The organism is Methanospirillum hungatei (assembly GCF_019263745.1).
Taxonomy (GTDB): Archaea; Halobacteriota; Methanomicrobia; order Methanomicrobiales; family Methanospirillaceae; genus Methanospirillum; species Methanospirillum purgamenti.
Window position 1 is genome coordinate 2,457,545 of sequence record NZ_CP077107.1, and the last position, 18,512, is coordinate 2,476,056.

The following is an 18,512-nucleotide window of genomic DNA, read 5'->3' on the forward strand; positions in this document are numbered from 1 at the left end:
GTGTATCATATGATGTATATATTTTCCACGCAGGATCTGAAGGTCATCACAGTAATACTATTCTCTATTGGGTAACAAAATATATGAAAATTTTCTCTATAGTTCATTGAGAGAAAAAAGGGGTTACTGAAGTATCAGGTTTTTGTTGTATTTCAGTACATCCGGAATAGAATTTACTCCTTCCACTGACTTTGGGAAATTGGTAAAAATGACCCTGTTCGAATAAATTGCCATGTCCTCTAGTGCTTCTGCAATTCCTTTAGCCATCTCCCCGGATTGCATATTTTCAATAACGTAGATCTTTCCGCCACCTGGCAGGAGGTCAAGTGCATAAAGTTTCTGCGGGTCAGCTTTTAAGGCATCAACAATCTTTGCAGGGGTCTTATTTCCACCGAGTGCAAACTCCGGGGCAAATACATCGATAACGTTTATTCCAAGCCAGTTCTCAACCGAATCTCTCTGCCAGGCAATGGCAACGGCATACTTCTTTGCAAGCAGACCCTTTTCTTCATCGGTCAGGTTTCCAGCCGCCATAATCTTCTCTTTGTATGCCTGTGCACGTTCCTCAAATGCGTTGGCTTTGGTTGTATCTGCTGCTTTCAGCCATCCAAGGACGGTATCGGCGAGTTCCACGGCGGTATCAGGAGTATTCCAGACTGTATCGGGTTTTAATACCTTCCAGGTGGTCTTTCCATATCCATTGGAATCACGGAATTTTTCAATCGCCTGCATGGTAGCAATATCCATGCTTGCATTATGTGCCAAAAACAGGTCTGCTTTCTCAAGATTTTCAGCATTCTTCTGAATCAGGCCGGGCAGAATATCTCCCTGCAGGTGCGGGCAGACGGTTGGATCAGCGATGTACACCACATTTACATCCTCTCCTCCAATCTCCTGCACCGGATCCCAAAGAACACTTGTCGTTGTAACAACGTTCAGGGCCATTGCCCCTGGAATAAGAGCAATGATGATCCCCAGAATAAGTAATAATCCTGAATACTTCATAATTATTACTTCTGCAGTTTTCGTATTAATGCTTGTGAAATATTATTTTTCTTTTTGGTGATATTGCTACAGCAAAAATAAAAACACCGCTAAAAATAACTGCTGTTAATGGCCCAACTGGAAGAGAATATACAATCCCACATACTGCGCCAGCCACACTGATTATTATTGCAATAAGTGGTGCAATGATGAACATATTCTGCATAGTATTACAGAACTGGTAGGCAATCGCTGCAGGTGTTACCAGCCAGACATACAGGAGTAATCCACCGACAATTGGAATACTAAGAGCTACCATAACAGAAATGAGAAACAGGATTCCGTAGTATACTGGTTTCACTTTTATACCTGCAATTTCTGCAAGACGTTTGTGAAAAACAATTGCCGTTACCTCTTTGTAAAATGCGAAAAGAAAAATGACGATTATCAAAGACATGAGTGCCAGGGCATAGATCTCCTCCCGATAGAGGGAGATGACATTCCCATAAAGCAGTGAACTTGCATCAAATCCTTTACCGGTTCCCTGCATGAGTGCAATAAAAAAAATCGCTACAGCCATCATAGTCCCAAAGAGCACCCCGAGGGTAGTATCGGTATGCATCCTGGTCCGGTCACTGAGTGGTCCCATCAGAAAAGCGGTAAGAATGCTTACAATAACTGCCGATGGAAGTACAGCATACCCAAAAAATGCCCCGACTGAACCTCCTGCAAAAGCAGCATGAGACATAGTAAATCCGATGGATGAGATGTTCATCTGGGTGATCAGAACACTTAAAAGAGCACAGCCCAGGGAGGCAAACAGCATCGCCTCCACTGCATGGCACATAACATTATTTGGGATAAGAAATTCCAGCATCAGGCTGCCACCGAAGCAGATCGAACCAGGTTTCCTACTTCAGATGGATGTGAGAGCTGATTAAGGATGATTTCCCCATGTTGCATGACAACGACCCTGATCTCCCGGTCAGGCAGGGCATCAAATGCATGAGAGACGATCAGGACCGGAATGCCTCCATCCGCAATCTGACAGAGGAGTTTGCTGACCTCTTCCCTGGTTATCATGTCAAGGTTGCTGAACGGCTCGTCAAGCAGGAGGACTTCCGGCTCTTTTGCAAGGTTTTGTGCAATAAGCACCTTTTGCTGCTGACCTCCGGAGAGTTTACCAATCTGGTTCTTCTGCATGAGAGTAAGGCCCAGCTGGTGAATGGCCGACGTGACCTTGTCCATGTCCCTACTGGAATGACGTTTCAGCCATCCGATCTTTCCAAACCGCCCCATGAGAACAACTTCCTCAACGGTGAAGGGAGTATATGGGTGAAAATCAAAATTCTGGATGACATATCCGATCTTCTTTCGTGCAGCACACCCGTCCTTCACAACATCATGACCGCAGACCTGAACACTCCCATCAACGATGGGAAGCAGTCCTGCAATGGTCTCTAACAAGGTCGTTTTTCCCGCACCGTTTGGTCCTCCAATCACCACAAATTCACCATGTTTGATTTCGAGCGTGACGTCTTTAATAACTGGTAGGTCTGCGCCCTCATAGGTCGTCCAGACATTCTCTAATTGAATGATATCGTCTGTTCCCCTGGTCATGAGAGTACCTCAACCGAGAAGAGCTGGTCATCAGGGAGGGTATACAAGTCAGCAGCATATTTCTCGATCTCAAGCTCATAATCCGGTGTATCCTGGGGTAACTGTTTTAATCCAAGTGGTTTCAGACGAATTTTTGCACCGTCAGATGAGAACTCGCTGTATACGACATCAGATTTCACGATCTCGATATTGCCTTTTCCAAGGGTGCACCCGCTTCCAAGCTGAATGCCATCAGCAAGGCATGACTGTGGGGTAGTGCCTGAACAGTACACACTGGCTTTGATAGCAAAAGGATTGTCACCTAGGTTTTGCAACGCATATCTCCCCATCCGATATCCGATAACAATAAACGGGCCCAGATGTCCATGAAATCTGGCGAGTTCCGTAACAGGGTATTCACGGGGGAGTTCCATATAGTGGCAGTGCTCATGCCATTTCATTATTATCTATCTTGTTTTGTAACACAAATAATATACTCATGTTAACAATTGAGAAGAACGATCACTTTGTAATAATATACACAAAATTTTCTCTAAAATTAGATATATGGTATCAAGAAGGAAAAACCTGTATGAATTGGGTGAACAGGAGATGAATCTAGTACTTATGCAAATCAAAATTAAATTTTATTGATAGTATTCTTCCAGATTCAGGGCAATAATATTTTACTCCTCCCGTTTGTCCCTTTCTCTATAGATATCCGAACAGGAATCCTCTCTTTGAGTGCTGAAACGTGAGAAATCACTCCGATGAGTTTTCCCTCCTGTTCAAGACCAGATAACGTTGAAAGAGCGGTTTCAAGAGCATCATCGTCAAGCGTTCCAAATCCTTCATCTAGGAAGAGTGAATCAACTCTGACATTCTGACTTGCCATATGTGAAAGCCCAAGAGCCAGGGCAAGACTGACCATGAATATCTCCCCGCCGGATAGGTTCTTAACAGACCGTATCACACCGCCTTGCCAGGTATCGATCACCTGCATGTCAAGGGGGAGATCCTTGTCCTGGACAAGGATGTACCGGTCGGTAATACGTTTTAAGTGTTGGTTCGCATGGCTGAGAAGGATGCAGAACGTGAGTCCCTGGGCAAATACCCTGAATTTTTTCCCATCTGCTGAGCCAATAAGGTCATAGAGTCGGTGCCATTTATCCACCTCACGCTGATGGGCATCCCGGATGGCAATCCTCTCACTCTGCTCCCTCACCATCTCTTCATGCCGGATAAGTTTCTCCTGGTTTTTTCCTATATCTTCCTTGAACTGGTCCTTTTGTTTTTGAAATAAGTCGAGTACTTCTTTCAGTTCCTGGACCGGTTTGGTTGTGAGGTTTTTCTTTTGCTCTTCCTCATACCTGGTTTGTGCAGACGTTTTCCGTTCACCGATTCTGGTCTCTTCTGTTCTGATATCTTCCCATACCTTTTCAAGCCGGAGGATCTCTTCCTGTTTCATCAGAGCAGCTGTATAGGTCTCTTCGTCTGCAAACCCTGCCTGCCGAATGAGTGTGAGAAATTCTTCAAGACATGAACGGATGTCATGGTGAGCTCCTGAAATTCGTTTCTCAAGGTCTGAAAGAAGGTCTTCAAGTGACTGGATCCGGGTAAGGAGATCATTTTTCTCCTTCTGTCTGGTCTCGAAGATCTCGCTGGCATTTTTAACCGCTTCGGTCAGGCGTTTCTCTTCACTCTCTGTATCCTTCTCTCCAAACCGGTCCTTTCGCTCGTTTTTCAGAGTCTGCAAAGTAGATTCCTTCTCCCTGATCTCTCCGAACTTTCTGGATACTTCATCTATTTTTTCAGATATCTTCCCCTGGATGCCGCTTATGTCTTTATCTACTGCCCGAAGCTGCTCTTCACAGGCCTTTATCCGATCTTCCTGTTCCTGGAATTTTTTCTGGCGATTTTTCAGGGTAAGGAGGTAGGCTACAAAGTTGGTTTCCCGATTGATGGAGCAGCCGAGATCGGCAAGGGTTGGTTTTAGTTCATCAAAACAGGTCTTAATTTTTAATTCACCTGATTTGATACGTTCCTGGTATTGCTCAACTTTGCTTTTCCTTGTTGTAACCTCAAACTCCTTTTCTCTGCATTCTTTCTCAAGGGAGGTCAGGGTTTTTTGGCCGTTAGTAAAAAGGGGAGCTGCTTTTTTGATCTTCTCCTCGTGTTCTTCTGCAGTACGGATTGTTATCTCCAAGGCTCCCAGTTCTGATGCAGTGGCATTTTTATAAGATATAAGGGTTGCATCATCAATTTCAGGATCAATGCCCAGGGCGTCAGTTCCATCTCTCCATGCCTGGTTCAGTTCATTCAGTTTCGCTTCACAGTCGGTGATATCCTCAGTGCATCTTCTGAGTTCACCCTCTTTTTCAGCAGTTGTTGCCGTAAGGGTGTTCAGTTTCCTGGTGAGATCCTTGATTATCTTCTCTTCTTCGACGAAATCACTGATGATATCGTCAGGCTTTATATCCTGTTCTGTTACAAACGGATGATGAACGGAGCCACAGAGTGGACAGGGCTCCCCGTCTGTGAGCTGGTTTCGCTCTTCGGTCAGATCCCTGACTTTCGCAGCAAGGAATGCGGCCGTCCGTTTTGTTGCAAGAAGATCTTCATGATGTTTAAGATCTGATTCTTTGCGTTCTTTTTCATATCCGGATGTCTGCAGGTAATGGATGAGGTCGTCCTGTTTCTGGGTTAATGCTTCTTTTTTTGCATAGATGTCCTTTATCCCGGCCAATATCTCACTCAACCGGTTCAGATGTTCTATTCTGACCTTTTTCCTATCACGACTCTGTCGCAGATCTGACAGAGTGGTGCCGGAGAGGAGTCTTTCGAGATCTTCCTCTCTGTTTTTTTGCTGCTCCTCCAGTTCCTGCACTGACTTTTGAAGAATCTCCCGTTTCTTATGGAAAACTGCCAGTTCCAGTTCCTTTACCTGAATCAGTCTTTTCTGTTCGGTGCAATCTGCTTCATCCTTCTGATGTACCTTCAGTTCTTCACGGATCTGATGAATCTTTTCTTCTATTCCTGAATAGATATCCCTGATTATTGCATCCCTGGCGTTTTGATCAATATACCTGGCAGCATCGTTCTTTTCATTCTGAATTTCCTGCTGTCTCTTCTGTGCCAGTTCCTGCTCACTTTTATACTTTGCAAGGAGGTTTTGAAGCCCGGTTAATTCTTCTTTCCTTTTGAGAACTTCAGCATTTTTCTCATGTATATCCTTATCGAGTATTCGGATACTCTGAATGAGTCTATTTCCTTCATTCCGTTCCCGTTCCGCCTGTTCTATTGCGGTTTTTGCAATAAGAACTGAATTCTCAAGATCCGGAAGAGTAGTACGGAGGGAATCTCTCATACTGATTGTCTGTTTCTGCTGCCCGGTATCCTTTTGAAGTGTCTCGCGTTTCAGTATAAGGGGAGCATATAATCCCTGGAATGATGCCGCTATCTGTCCTGCAACAAGAGTCTGTCTGGAAGGTTCAAATGCAGCCTTTTTCTCTCCAAGGTGCTGTGCATCAATTTCAAGGCCATCAATTTCAGACTGGAGTTTTTCAACCGTCTCTCTCCACCGGATGGCTTCAGTGGTCCTGGCGATCTCCCCGTCCTTTCCGGTCGCAGCCCTCCGGAGTTCCTCTATCTGCTGCTCTATGTTCTCTTTCTCTTCGGGGGAGAGGACTGCTATGAGATCACATTCCCGGCTTATCTGGTCAAGTTTTTCCCGCTCACTGGTATATCGCTCATAAGTCTTTTGTGACAACTTAGAATAGATGGCTGTTCCGGTGATCTGCTCAAGTATGGGTGCCCGTTCATCTGCCCCGGCCTGAAGGAAAGCGGCAAATCCTCCCTGGGCAAGAAGGATGGACCTGGTAAATTGGTCATAGTCCATCCCGGTTACTTCTTCTACTATCTCCTGGACCTGGTTTATCTTTGATGCCAGAATTTCTTTGGTATCGGCCCTGCTGATCTCATGCTGTGGGGGCTGCAGCTCTCCGTCCGGTTTATTTCTTGCCCTTCGCTGGTTCCAGTGACAGATAAATCTCCCTTTTTGTGATTCAAAGACGACTTCAGCTGAGCATTCACCGGTATGCCTGGTCATAATATGGTTGCTTGACTTGGTGACTTTCCCAAGCCGGGGAGTTCTGCCATAGAGTGCCAGAGAGATGGCATCTAGAACGGTTGTTTTCCCTGATCCGGTCGGGCCGGTGATCACAAAAATTCCTGAAGAGGTGAATGCGGGATTCGTGAAATCAATATCCCAGGTTCCGGCAAGAGAATTCAGGTTGGAAAATTTCAATTTCAGGATCTTCATCTCTGTTACTCCGAATTATTGTCCTCTTCCTGCAGTTCTGTGTAGATCTCACGGAATGATTCAAGAAGTTCCTGACGGTCCTTACCGGAAATTTCTGCAGCATCAAGTCGTCTTTTAAATACCTCTTCAGGAGAGAGCCCGGCAAGCGACTCTTCATCACTGCCCGGTTGCAATGCCTGTGCAGATACCCGCTGAGCTTTCACCCTCAAAACTTCAATGGGCGATCCCTGAATGGTGGTTCGGATCCTCTCAGATGCATCCGGAATGATACGGGGATCTTCAAGAATTACTTCAACAAGGGCCGGGGAGTACTCCATCTTCAGTCTGCACAGTTCCTCTATTACCTCATCGAACGTTCCGGATATTCTGTCCATTCTTTGAAATGCCGGGACTGCGATCTCTTTCACCGACATATTTCGTGAATCCTGAACATCAAGCATAAGGACTGATTTCGTCTGTCCTGCCTCCCCAAATCCCATGGGCAAAGGTGCACCACTATATCGCATCCGGTCATTTCCACAGACTCTCTGGGGGAGGTGAAGGTGGCCAAGTGCCAGGTAATCGATGCAGGAGGGAAATGCATCAGTCCCGACACAGGCGAGCGTTCCCAGGTACAGGTCACGACATCCGTCATCCTCCCTGGTTATACCTCCTGCAGCAAACAAATGGCCGGTTGCAATAATCGGGATGGAATTATCGATCTCCTCCCGCATTGTTTCTGCACATGAACCAATTGCATGGTATCGGGCTTTTATCCCTGCAACCAGGTTTGCCGCCTTCTCTCCGGCACTCTCCCCCGCCTGCATGGTTCGCACGTCCCGGTCACGAAGGTACGGGACCGGACAGATGATGAGTTCAGGCATTCCGTCCCGGTCTTTTAGTATGGTAACAAGTTCCTCAGGGTAATCCGGAACATGGCCGACGATGGTGATATTCAGGTATTTACAGAGTTCTCGTGGTGCTGCAATAAGGGAGGGTGAGTCATGGTTTCCAGCGGTAATGACGATATGCCTGCAGGAGGATCCGGCAGCCCGTGCAAGGAACTGGTAATATTGTTCCAGGGAACGGTTCGGCGGGGTGGTTGTATCGAATATATCCCCTGCAACGATGAGGATATCAACTCCTTCCTGGTTGATGAGGGATAACAGCCATGAGAGGAATTGTTCGTGTTCATCGTACCGTTTGTGCCCGCAGATCTGGTTTCCCAGGTGCCAGTCCGAGGTATGGAGGATCTTCATATTCTATTCACCTGGCCTTACACTCAATATGACGATTTCTTCGGTACACATCTCTCAAAATAGTTGGAGAAGAGGTAATAAGTAATATTGGAATTTGTGTGTTTTTATGCTTTTTAATAAGATAAAGTCAATAATTGACTTATTTTTGTTGGTTTTTTTAGGTAAGGGTAATTATCTCTGGAAAGAAGAAATTATTTATCTGTAATGGAATTTCCCAATTGCTCTGGAAACTTCAGTTATTATTTTATTCAGATCTTCAATAACCGTAACAATCTGACTAGTTCCTGCAGAACTTTGTTCTGCTGCGGATGCTGCAGATATTGCTTCGGTTGCGATTTCACCGACCAGATTATTTACTTCATGAGCACTTGCTGTAATCTCTTCAACAGATGCTGCCTGCTGTTCGGTGGTCTTTGAAACATCCTCCATGTTCCGGGCAATTTGGCCTACAGATTCAACGATCTGGTTAAAAATCTGTAAAGTTTCAAGGACAGCGCTATTTCCTTGTGATACTGCCACATCTGCCTGGTCCATGGCTTTTGAGGCTTCATCAGACTTTTTCTGCAGGCTGGTAATCATCTCGGCAATGTTTTCTGCAGATCGCCGGGACTCAAGTGCCAGGGCTTTGACTTCACTCGCAACTACGGCAAATCCTCTCCCTGCTTCACCGGCACGTGCTGCTTCAATGGCAGCATTCAGGGCAAGAAGGTTGGTCTGGCTTGCAATGTCAGTAATGACATTCACAATCTTTCCTATCTGTGCCATTTCGCCTTTAATTTCTATGATGATCCGCTCTACCTCACCGGATGATGCCATTATCCCTTTCATTCCATTTTCTGCATTGTGGGCAAGTTCAACCCCTTTCTTGGAGAGTTCATCGGTGTCATGGGTGACTTTACTGACTGATTCGGTGCTTGATGCAACTTCTTCCACATTTGCCGAGAGATCCATCATGGCCCGGAGAACCTGATCAATGTTTTCTTTTCCCCGTTCACTCTGGTTGCCAACGTCTGCAGCATTCTTAGCAACCATCGCTGATCCTTCTGCAACGTCCTTTACTCCGGCATTTGCTTCTTCGGCACGGCTCGTAAGTTCTTCCATCTCCCGGTCTATCTCGTTTAGTACTGCAGAGACCTGAACCCCGATATTCATCAATGCATTCTTTAAGATCAGGAAATCTCCCTGGACACTGATATTCGGTGGTTCAGCCGAAAAATTTCCTTTTGCATATTCACCGGAAAGGGCGATTGATGCTGATATTGGGTTTTGAACAGATTCCATTACGCGGTTTAGACCACTTATGATATCCCTATATGTTCCTGCAAACTGCTCTGCATCTCCCCTTATTTTTAGATCACCTGCAACAATGGCCTGGATAAAATATTCCATCTCTTCGGTGACTTTCACAAGATTATCACCCGCCCCTTTCAGATTATTCTGAATGGTAGTAAACTGATCATGTGCATTTTTCGTATATTCATCAGGTTCTCCTGTTCTAAGATCAAATTCAAGGTTACCTTCAGCTAAATTCTCCAGATTTTTTGAGAGACGAATCACTTCTGTCTGGAGATAATCTGCCAGATGTTTTTGAGCAGTCAAGTCAACGCAGGTGATAAGAACTGATGCTACGTCACTATTTTCATCTAAAATGGGGATAGAATAGATTCGGATATGTTTTTTCCCAGAAGGAAAATCAATGAGTGATTCACTTATCGCTTCTTTTTTAGTGGTTACGCATTCTTTGGATGATGTTCCCTCTATTTTTAAAATTTTAAAGTCTCCAAGATTCATCTTGAACAGTTGATCTTTTGAATATCCTGAAAGCGTAAAAAAAGCCAGGTTTGAGCCTTCAATGGTAAGATCTGGTTTAAGGATGAGAAACGGAATTGGATTGTTATCAATTATCTGATTCGTTTTCAATCTTTCCCGTTCTTCAGCAGTAATATCTGTATACACCCCTAAAGCAGAGGTAACCCGCTGATTGGAATCAAGAATGGGGATTGTGTACGCATTCAGGATTTTATATCCGGTTGGGAATTCTACCTCAATTCTTGCTTTCCCCCTTCTTTTGTATTCTATTGCGGCTTTCGATCCCTCTCCCTCTAACTTAAGAATTTTTAAGTCAGCAATCCGGCTATGTGTTAATTTTTCAAATGACATTCCGGAAAGATCACAGAAAGCCTGATTTACATATAAAAAATTAAAATTTACATCGAATTGGGCCATTGCAACAGGGTTCTGGTCAAGAAGTACACGAAGAACCTCAAAACTCATCACCTCATCACTGGTCTGTTCCATCATTAGTAATGGATTACCACCGAACCAATATAAAAGATTCACATTACGATCAACAAATATTCATAAATGGCGCAAAAAAAGATTTTCTTCTTGGAGTAGCGGTTGGAACGAGGGCCGGATCTTTCATGGCAAAGAGCCCGTCATCAACAAAAAATAGTGTGGAGTTATCCATACATACACGGAATATTAGATTATCAAACAATCTCTGTATTTCTTACTTTAAGTAATTCCCTGACCTTTTCGATCTCAATTATTTTCTCTTCATAATCCCCAACGATCGTACTTTTTAATTCATCAAGAATGTCATCAAGAGTCTTAATCAGGTGATAAATCATTATTGGTCTTCCTTTTCCTTCTCTGACATGTCTGACATCCTTCACCCATTTACGTTTCATCAGGTCAGTTAGGGCAATACTTACTTCTGGTTGTCGAAGATCACATGCCCGTTCCATATCGCGTGATGTCAGATCCACATCTCTGATCAACAAAACCAGAACCCGGGCAGTATTCCTCTTTAGCCCGATGTCCCAGAATAAATCTGCAATCTCCTCTTCCCCCTTGGAAAATTGCAGAGACAAAGTATCTCCCACCATAGAACACCCGAGTATTTTACTTATCGAATAATATATCACAGAGACGATATAACTTCCCCTTCACTATGGTCATCTATGAAAAATTTCATCTCTTATTATTTTAATCCTTTAGATGATTAAATCACAAAAAACGCATATTTAGATCTCTTGACTCGTACTATTATTCTCCTGGTATCTTTATACCGAGAGAAAGAAACCTCCAACCCTGCGTTCTGCACCAAAATAGATAATCTCAGAAAATAACCGTTCATTTAAAAAAGCCGGATATTATAGTATTGAATTATAGTATTAAATGAGTCCTTCATATCTTATTTACAACTGAAGGGTCTGTTGTCCATACGATAATATTTCCATGTTTTCATTCACAAAAAGAGGTGTCTGTGGCAGAACATGTTGAGATGGGATCTGAACCTGATGAAGTGGTATGACAGGGCCGATGAATGGCTCCAGTGCCCGGATAACATAGTTTAATCGAACTGAAAGGAGCACAATTGTACCTTTTTTTCGTGAATATTCTTTACATTCTTCACCAAATCGGGCAATTCTATGTGGATTATCCAAAAACCACTCCTCGCAATATTCAATCAGAAGCAAGTCTCCCTTGGTATTTGAAATGTGGGTAATAAGATCTTCATACCCGGACGCCTGCAAAAATTTAATCGCACGATGAGCATGAAGTTTCAATAGTCTGGTTCCTGTATAACCATGGAGATATACAACCGATCGGAACGGTTCTGTAGCATGTGGTAAAGCGGTTTGTATAGTGTCTCTATCCGCTACATAAACCGAAAATGTCCATGGAGTGATTGTTAGTAGAGGTGAGGATATAGGCATCATACCTTGTTGGTCATAATAGCGACTATATAAATTTCTGGGGTGCAGTGTGAAAGTGAAATATTCAATATCACATTGCAGTAAGTCAAATAATTAAATGGATTTTAAAAAAGTAATGAGATTATCAGAGATCGCCCATTGCAAGTGAAATTCCTTTTCTGATGTGTTCCAGACCCTCCTCATGTCGTCCTGTTTTTCTCAGAGTCATACCCTTGTTATACCAAACCTCTGCATTGTGAGGATCACATTCAAGTGCAGAACTATAGCATCTGATAGCATCTGAGTAATTACCCATTAGATCAAGAACGTTTGCCTTATGAAGTAAGGCACGTGCATTTGATGGATCATTCTCAATAATCTTATTATATAGATTCAGGGCAAGCTGATAATCCCCTGCCATTTTACAATTTTGTGCATCACGGAGAGCACATTCAATGTTTGGATCAAGTCTGGACATTATCCGGTCGCTTGTTGGTTGTACTTCGGTTACCATCTTTCATCTCTCCTTTAATCCTGAAATTCAGGATTTAATCCCGCAGATTGGAGTTTTTATCATGCCCGGATTATACTGAAAGCCCGGTTCTTTCTCTCATGATCACTGTCCGCACTGACCTGTTATGTCAGCCAGATATGTAACTCTCTTCTAAGGGTGAATGAGAATAGAACGGGTGAAAAATTAAGGATTTGCCAACCAATAACGCAATTCAGGACTGCAAAACACTCCTGCTTCCTGAACTGCTATACAGCAACGCAATCCAGGTATGCCATGCATATGTGGAACATGCCTCTCGCAAAAGAATAATGTATATACCGTTTCTTGCATAGGATCCCTATTGCAATGTCTGGTGTATTAATCCGGGTACTTCATATAGATGATCATCAAAAATGGAGATCATCGGTTCTCCATTATTTAAATCAGGATGGCTGCTTTCAGGTTACCTCTTCAGTATCCGGTAAGGATTCTCTTAAAATTCTTCAACACTGTCCCTTTGATGTTATCATTTCTGATTACCAGATGCCTGAAATGGATGGGATCGAGTTACTCAAATATATTCGTTCTCAAGGTAACATGACACCTTTCATCCTCTTCACCGAAAGTAAAAGTGAGAATATTCAAAAACAGTTTCTGGAGTCTGGTGGGAATTTTTACATTATGAAATCAGGAGATCCGGATCTTATTTTTTATGAGATTTGTCAAAATATTCGGCAGGTCGTGTCTCTTCACCAAACAAGGGAAGCACTTATTCGTCATCGTCAGAATGAGGTATCTTTTTCTCATTTCTGAATCCAGATAACCTGACTATTCTAGTCTGAATTATGTCCAGATGATACCTATGCTTTATCGAACTGTACCCCGGACACAGGAGAAAGTGCCCATACTTGGATTTGGGTGTATGCGGTTTCCTGAAAAAAACGGTGTAATAGATGAAGAACGTTCCATATACCTACTGAAATATGCTATTGATAACGGAGTAACTTACCTTGATACCGCCTGGCCTTATCATCATGGTCAGTCGGAAACCTTTCTGGGGAAGGCACTTTCAGACGGATATCGGGAAAAAGTGCAACTGGCTACAAAACTCCCTCATTGGTTGGTGAAAACCCGCGAAGATATGGACACCTTTTTGAATCTCCAACTATCCCGTTTGAATACTAATCACATTGACTATTATCTCATTCATTCTATCGGACAGGAAAGCTGGGAGCGAATGAAAAAACTTGGAATCCTTGAATTTCTAGATCTGGCTAAAAGGGATGGTCGGATCAGGAATACTGGCTTTTCATTTCATGAAGATACCCGGACATTTAAAAAAATCGTTGATGATTACAATTGGGAATGTTGCCTGATTCAATATAATATTCTTGACGAATTGAGCCAGGCAGGAAGGGATGGCCTGTACTATGCAACTCAAAAGGATCTGGCAGTTTTTATCATGGAACCACTCAGGGGAGGAAAACTTGCACAGATACCTCCCCCTGATATTACAAAAATTCTCGAAGAAGCACCTGTAGAAAGAACCCCTGCAGAATGGGCTCTTCGATGGCTTTGGGATCAGCCGGAGGTCACCATGGTCCTTTCTGGAATGAATGATATCTCACAGGTAGATGAGAATTGTTCTATAGCAAATGTGGCCTATCCTGGCAGTCTGACTCAGGATGAGCAGGATCTGATAACAAAAGTATCCGAAACCTGGAGATCACTTATGAAAATTCCCTGTACTGGTTGTCAGTATTGCATGCCTTGTCCATTTGGGGTAAATATCCCGTCGTGCTTTGAGATGTATAACAATGTGTATATGTTTGGGGACACTTGGAGAACAAATGCTGTGTATGCAGCACGATTGGGGGGAGTAATGAGTGGGATTGCTCATGCATCTGTTTGTGCTGAATGTGGCTCCTGCATGTCTTCATGTCCTCAAGGTATCGTAATTCCGGATCGACTCAAAGATGTTTCTGCAAGACTTGAAGGCCCATTTTTCCACCTTATTGTTTTTGGTGCGAAATTAACCCTCCCAATTATCCGGTATGTAGAACTGTTTAAAAACAGGAGGTTAAATAGGATCATGAACAAGTAGATATTTGTTGGAAACATTCGTCTTCAGGTGGATTATTGAATGGTATCATCTGAAATCTCTCTAAAAAGAAACTTGATGACCATATACCTGGCAGGAATATGGGTAGAAATACAGCGCTTTAGGGGGAGAATGTATTATATTACGATTCGGGTGAGGAATAAATGGTTCTGGCAATGAAAGAACAGTCCGGGATTATTACAAATGAGCATGGGAATGAAGAAGTTCAGGTAGTAGAATTCATAATTGGTGACGATAAATTTGCAGTAAACCTCTTTGATGTAAAAGAGATCGTTGAAGCATCGAAGATTACTCCACTTCCTCATGCACCTCCATATATCAGGGGGATTATCGATCTTAGGGGTGAAATTACAACAATTGTAGATCTAAGGCAGTTGCTCAGAATTACTAAAGGAAACTCAGCCGACACAGAAGATCTCCGGTTTATCGTGCTTGATGAATCTGTTACAGATGGAAAAACCGGAGTTGTTGTAGATGAGGTCACATCAGTTCTGACGGTAAATGTTGCTGATATAGATCAGCATTCACATGGTGCAGGTGATGATTCACACATTCTTGGAGTAATAAAGAAAGATGTCGGAGAGAAGGGAGAGAGCAGGAAAGATCTGGTTATCTGGATTGACATGAGTGGCCTTATTCGGGAGGCTGGCGGAGTTGTTCAGTCTTGAACTCTCTCTATTTTTCTCATTTTTTTGAGAATACTGTCTGCAGCAAGAGCACCTGTTGAAAATGCCGCCTGCAAATTATATCCTCCACAATCACCATCTATATCTAAAACCTCACCAATGCAATACAATCCTGGAATGTGCACTGATTCCATTGTGTCTTTCTTTATATCTTTAAGTGAAACTCCGCCCCTTGTTACCATAGCTTCATCCTGGCCCCCCAGAGTGAATGAGGCAAATGGATACTCTAAAAGCATTGAAATGACTCGTGTTCTGAGTTGTTTTGAAAATTGGGCGCAGGTTGTTTCGGTTGATATCAATGCAATCTCTAGTATTTTTTTTACAAACCGATCAGGTAAATGAAGGTCGGTAAGTATTTTTTTTACCTTTTTGGACCCCCCGGTTGAGAAGAGGTTGATTAAATCATCACGTGCAGAATTGATATTCTGGTATTGAATAAATGAAATTCTGAGTTCGTCTCCATTTCGAATATGACGGGAGAGATCAAGAATCCCCGGACCTGAAAAACCCTGATGGGTGATGAGTAAATCTCCTTGAATCTCCCTGATTTTTTTATTATTTCTATATAATGAAAGGGGGACTGTAGGAAATGATATTCCTGCAAGATCTGAAAGAGGAAAGTGGTGAATGTAAATTGGAGTCAGGGCGGGGCCTGTCTCCTCAATTGTATGTCCAAGGTTTTTTGCTAATTGATATCCGTCCCCTGTAGATCCCGTTACCGGATATGTATACCCGCCGGTTGCAAGGACGACATGTGAACTATGATAGGATTCTATGCTTGATGTGATCATAAATCCTGATGATCCATAACAGATATTCAGGACTGGTTCATGCGTATGAATGACAACTCCAGCCTGTTTTGCTTCACATAACAAGGTATCTAAAATATCCCGGGATTTTCCGGACTTTGGAAAATATTTTCCATTTCCATCTTCACAAAAATGAATTTTTCTTTCTTCAAAAAACTGTAAAAGGGCAACATTTGAAAAATTCATGAGAGCAGGTTTTATAAATTTCCCATTATCACCATAATGAGTTAAAAAATCAGATACTGTGCCAGTATGAGTCAGATTGCACTGGCCAGATCCAGAGATAAGAAGTTTTCTTCCACAATTTTGCATCTTCTCTAATAAAAGTACCTTTGCTCCCTCTTTTGCCAGAAGGAATGAACAAAATAGTCCGGAAGGCCCTCCTCCAATAATAATGGCTGTGTAAATTTTCATATCTGCTTCTAAAAAGGGAACGAAACTTTTTAATTTGGTTTATTCGGAATATTTCAATAATAAAAATGATACTTTGGGGTGTGTCTTCTGATAATTCAGGAGCTGAGCTCACCATATTTAAAGTTATCAAACGCAACATGAACCGGCTGTTCTTTAACAAATCCCTGCTCAGCCAGTCTTGATACATAAAATCCGACATCTCCATGAGAAATAGAGGTATCGCCAATTGCCCTGACCATTTTTCCATTTATATACATACTCAAAGTATTTCCTTCAGCCTTCACTCCTAATTTGTTGGTTTCATATCCCTTATTGAGAATATATGTTTCTGTCAAGGGGATGAGTTCATAAATTTTTCCATCGATATGTTTTCGAACAGAATACCATCCACGTCCATTGATTACAAAGGAATAGTAATTTCCATTATCAAACCGGAAAATGATTCCATATTGTCCGGTGAGTGGTCCTGAATCCAGCCTGGCATCAACATTAGTGACAAAATTTTCCACATCCTTACCAAACAATACCCGGTCAGAAAGATCCTCACCTTTCTGAATCATGTGATATTCTCCTGATGAGTAATACCTCAGGAATGAATCACTCTCGTAAGATCCCCACCCACTTTCTTTATCTGAAAAATTATCAAATACGGAGAATCCATCTTCAGATGTACTTTTTTGTGTGGGAACAGGCGTTATTGGTTCTGTTGTTGTTGTCGTGTTCTCTGGTGCTATTTCTACCGGGGTCATGTTACTCTGAACATCTGATGGTGGTGTAGTAGGTAAAAAAAACAAAGCAATTAAGAGAATAACAACAATACTAACTATTCCTGCCACAAATAAGATCTCTCTATTCGCCAGAACAGGAACGCTCCCCCCTTTCCTATATGCTGGTTCAGAAAAATCCGAATCAGAAGGAAGCTCAGGACCTTTTATCGGTGGCTTTACTTTCTTAGGCTTTTCTGGTATAACATCATCAGAAAAGAGGTCATCATAGGGCGATATCGGCTCAACTACCGGTGTCTGCTTTTGACCAGTAACTGGGTTTTTACAATAATCGCATAGATCTGAATCAGGACGAATTTCTCTTCCACAAGAAGGACAATGAACCTTTTGCATTCTTTTCTCTCCTATGAAAACCGGCTATTCTGCTCATGCAGGAATGGCAATGGTATGGTTGTTCCTTTTCCAAGAGCGAGATGTGCCGCAGCAAGATCGGTAATTGCTATTCCGGTTGAATCAAAGATAGTGATACCATCAGGAGATGAACGGTGGACTACTCCGTTTAGTATTTCACCCAGGGTTCCGGATATCTCCTCTGGATAATATTTTCCGTCACGAATAGGTACATTTATCTCACCAGAATGAACCGCCTGATTTACATCATCAACAAAGACCTCGGCACGCTTTAAAATATCCGGGTCAAGTTCCTGCTTACCTGGAGCGTCTGCTCCCATTGCATTGATATGTGCTCCATCAGCAATCCATTCATCATGAATGAGCGGAGTTTTTGATGGTGTCACGGTTAGCAGAACATCTGCACCTGCTGCGGTTTTAATGTCTGTTGACCTGATTGAAATATCTGAGTGCCTTTCTGCAAATTTATCTGCATGATGTGTATTCCGCGACCAGACCAGAACCTCTTCTGGTTCATAAACCTGAGACACCGCCAAAAGCCCAGATTCTGCCTGCCTTCCTGATCCTATTATTCCGAGGGTCCCGGTTTTTTTTCTGGTGAGAACACTCGTAGCTACTGCTGCAGATGCCCCGGTTCGAAGATCAGTCAGGGAAGTTGCATTCATAACCGCAAGTGGTTTTCCAGTCGGAGGATCAAGGAGTATCATGAGTGCCATGACAGTTGGAAGTCCGATTGTCCTGTTTTCAGGATGGACATTTACAATTTTTACTCCTGCGGTATTCAATGAAGGGATATACGAAGGCATTGTTCTGAAATCTCCTCCGGGGAGAGTAACATAACTTTTCGGAGGCATAATGCTCTCTCCTGCTCCGTGATCCTTGAACGCAGAGGTAACAGCAGAAATCAGATCTTTCATATTGATCACCTCCTCTGGTGCTGGATAGTACTGCATAGTGAGTTTTGTTCCTCTTTTTCTATTTTCTTATTATTCAGATTGTTCAGGTA

General features: G+C 42.9%; 17 protein-coding genes. 3 read left to right on the forward strand and 14 right to left on the reverse strand.

Annotation, left to right across the window (positions count from 1 at the left end):
* Positions 1-123: 123 nt before the first annotated feature.
* The 11 genes from KSK55_RS12025 to KSK55_RS12070 form a co-directional block, all read right to left on the reverse strand.
* Positions 124-1,005 carry a metal ABC transporter substrate-binding protein gene (locus tag KSK55_RS12025; RefSeq protein WP_218607037.1) on the reverse strand — a complete coding sequence of 294 codons (882 nt, stop codon included), beginning with the start codon at positions 1,003-1,005 and terminating at the stop codon, positions 124-126.
* Between the two features lie 25 nt (positions 1,006-1,030).
* Positions 1,031-1,861 (reverse strand): metal ABC transporter permease, encoded by an 831-nt coding sequence (locus tag KSK55_RS12030; RefSeq protein ID WP_218607038.1) that lies wholly within the window; start codon positions 1,859-1,861, stop codon positions 1,031-1,033.
* Entirely contained in the window at positions 1,861-2,604 is a 744-nt protein-coding gene (locus KSK55_RS12035; RefSeq protein WP_214419399.1) for a metal ABC transporter ATP-binding protein, read from the reverse strand. The genes KSK55_RS12030 and KSK55_RS12035 overlap by 1 nt, the downstream gene beginning before the upstream one ends.
* A complete protein-coding gene (locus tag KSK55_RS12040; protein ID WP_250545185.1) occupies positions 2,601-3,044 on the reverse strand; it encodes a formylmethanofuran dehydrogenase subunit E family protein in 444 nt (147 codons plus the stop codon). Before KSK55_RS12040 ends, KSK55_RS12035 begins: the two co-directional genes overlap by 4 nt.
* Positions 3,045-3,253: 209 nt before the next feature.
* On the reverse strand, positions 3,254-6,904 hold the full coding sequence (locus KSK55_RS12045; protein ID WP_218607039.1) for an AAA family ATPase: 3,651 nt from the start codon (positions 6,902-6,904) through the stop codon (positions 3,254-3,256).
* A 5-nt stretch (positions 6,905-6,909) separates the two neighbouring features.
* On the reverse strand, positions 6,910-8,142 hold the full coding sequence (locus KSK55_RS12050; protein WP_218607040.1) for an exonuclease SbcCD subunit D C-terminal domain-containing protein: 1,233 nt from the start codon (positions 8,140-8,142) through the stop codon (positions 6,910-6,912).
* A 195-nt stretch (positions 8,143-8,337) separates the two neighbouring features.
* The gene (locus KSK55_RS12055; RefSeq protein ID WP_218607041.1) at positions 8,338-10,443 is read right to left on the reverse strand and encodes a methyl-accepting chemotaxis protein; all 2,106 of its coding nucleotides are present in this window, start codon (positions 10,441-10,443) and stop codon (positions 8,338-8,340) included.
* A 46-nt stretch (positions 10,444-10,489) separates the two neighbouring features.
* Complete coding sequence (locus KSK55_RS16515; RefSeq protein WP_256440620.1) at positions 10,490-10,612, reverse strand: hypothetical protein; 123 nt, start codon at positions 10,610-10,612, stop codon at positions 10,490-10,492.
* 22 nt (positions 10,613-10,634) lie between these two features.
* A complete protein-coding gene (locus KSK55_RS12060) occupies positions 10,635-11,018 on the reverse strand; it encodes a MarR family transcriptional regulator (protein WP_250545184.1) in 384 nt (127 codons plus the stop codon).
* 327 nt (positions 11,019-11,345) lie between these two features.
* Positions 11,346-11,870 (reverse strand): hypothetical protein, encoded by a 525-nt coding sequence (locus KSK55_RS12065; RefSeq protein ID WP_218607042.1) that lies wholly within the window; start codon positions 11,868-11,870, stop codon positions 11,346-11,348.
* A gap of 121 nt (positions 11,871-11,991) precedes the next feature.
* Entirely contained in the window at positions 11,992-12,360 is a 369-nt protein-coding gene (locus tag KSK55_RS12070; protein ID WP_214419381.1) for a tetratricopeptide repeat protein, read from the reverse strand.
* Between the two features lie 345 nt (positions 12,361-12,705).
* On the opposite strand from KSK55_RS12070, the gene KSK55_RS12075 reads away from it, so the two are divergent.
* From KSK55_RS12075 to KSK55_RS12085, 3 genes are all read left to right on the forward strand, one after another.
* Positions 12,706-13,152, forward strand: coding sequence for a response regulator (locus KSK55_RS12075; protein WP_218607043.1), 447 nt, complete (start codon positions 12,706-12,708; stop codon positions 13,150-13,152).
* Between the two features lie 49 nt (positions 13,153-13,201).
* Complete coding sequence (locus KSK55_RS12080; protein ID WP_218607044.1) at positions 13,202-14,443, forward strand: aldo/keto reductase; 1,242 nt, start codon at positions 13,202-13,204, stop codon at positions 14,441-14,443.
* Positions 14,444-14,604: 161 nt separating this feature from the next.
* Positions 14,605-15,129, forward strand: coding sequence for a chemotaxis protein CheW (locus KSK55_RS12085; RefSeq protein WP_218607045.1), 525 nt, complete (start codon positions 14,605-14,607; stop codon positions 15,127-15,129).
* Here the strand turns inward: KSK55_RS12085 and KSK55_RS12090 are convergent.
* The 3 genes from KSK55_RS12090 to KSK55_RS12100 form a co-directional block, all read right to left on the reverse strand.
* Positions 15,120-16,370 carry a BaiN/RdsA family NAD(P)/FAD-dependent oxidoreductase gene (locus tag KSK55_RS12090; protein ID WP_218607046.1) on the reverse strand — a complete coding sequence of 417 codons (1,251 nt, stop codon included), beginning with the start codon at positions 16,368-16,370 and terminating at the stop codon, positions 15,120-15,122. The two genes, KSK55_RS12085 and KSK55_RS12090, sit on opposite strands and share 10 nt — an antisense overlap.
* 95 nt (positions 16,371-16,465) lie before the next feature.
* Positions 16,466-17,488, reverse strand: coding sequence for a zinc ribbon domain-containing protein (locus tag KSK55_RS12095; RefSeq protein WP_218607047.1), 1,023 nt, complete (start codon positions 17,486-17,488; stop codon positions 16,466-16,468).
* Positions 17,489-17,499: 11 nt separating this feature from the next.
* Positions 17,500-18,423 carry an ornithine cyclodeaminase family protein gene (locus tag KSK55_RS12100; RefSeq protein WP_306127411.1) on the reverse strand — a complete coding sequence of 308 codons (924 nt, stop codon included), beginning with the start codon at positions 18,421-18,423 and terminating at the stop codon, positions 17,500-17,502.
* Positions 18,424-18,512: the final 89 nt, after the last annotated feature.

Coding starts and splice junctions, on each gene's coding strand:
- KSK55_RS16515 (WP_256440620.1), bottom strand. CDS start 10,612: ATGGATAACTCCACACTATTTTTTGTTGATGACGGGCTCTTTGCCATG.
- KSK55_RS12040 (WP_250545185.1), bottom strand. CDS start 3,044: ATGAAATGGCATGAGCACTGCCACTATATGGAACTCCCCCGTGAATAC.
- KSK55_RS12025 (WP_218607037.1), bottom strand. CDS start 1,005: ATGAAGTATTCAGGATTATTACTTATTCTGGGGATCATCATTGCTCTT.
- KSK55_RS12035 (WP_214419399.1), bottom strand. CDS start 2,604: ATGACCAGGGGAACAGACGATATCATTCAATTAGAGAATGTCTGGACG.
- KSK55_RS12090 (WP_218607046.1), bottom strand. CDS start 16,370: ATGAAAATTTACACAGCCATTATTATTGGAGGAGGGCCTTCCGGACTA.
- KSK55_RS12100 (WP_306127411.1), bottom strand. CDS start 18,423: ATGAAAGATCTGATTTCTGCTGTTACCTCTGCGTTCAAGGATCACGGA.
- KSK55_RS12055 (WP_218607041.1), bottom strand. CDS start 10,443: ATGATGGAACAGACCAGTGATGAGGTGATGAGTTTTGAGGTTCTTCGT.
- KSK55_RS12075 (WP_218607043.1), top strand. CDS start 12,706: ATGTCTGGTGTATTAATCCGGGTACTTCATATAGATGATCATCAAAAA.
- KSK55_RS12045 (WP_218607039.1), bottom strand. CDS start 6,904: ATGAAGATCCTGAAATTGAAATTTTCCAACCTGAATTCTCTTGCCGGA.
- KSK55_RS12065 (WP_218607042.1), bottom strand. CDS start 11,870: ATGATGCCTATATCCTCACCTCTACTAACAATCACTCCATGGACATTT.
- KSK55_RS12085 (WP_218607045.1), top strand. CDS start 14,605: ATGGTTCTGGCAATGAAAGAACAGTCCGGGATTATTACAAATGAGCAT.
- KSK55_RS12070 (WP_214419381.1), bottom strand. CDS start 12,360: ATGGTAACCGAAGTACAACCAACAAGCGACCGGATAATGTCCAGACTT.
- KSK55_RS12095 (WP_218607047.1), bottom strand. CDS start 17,488: ATGCAAAAGGTTCATTGTCCTTCTTGTGGAAGAGAAATTCGTCCTGAT.
- KSK55_RS12050 (WP_218607040.1), bottom strand. CDS start 8,142: ATGAAGATCCTCCATACCTCGGACTGGCACCTGGGAAACCAGATCTGC.
- KSK55_RS12080 (WP_218607044.1), top strand. CDS start 13,202: ATGCTTTATCGAACTGTACCCCGGACACAGGAGAAAGTGCCCATACTT.
- KSK55_RS12030 (WP_218607038.1), bottom strand. CDS start 1,861: ATGCTGGAATTTCTTATCCCAAATAATGTTATGTGCCATGCAGTGGAG.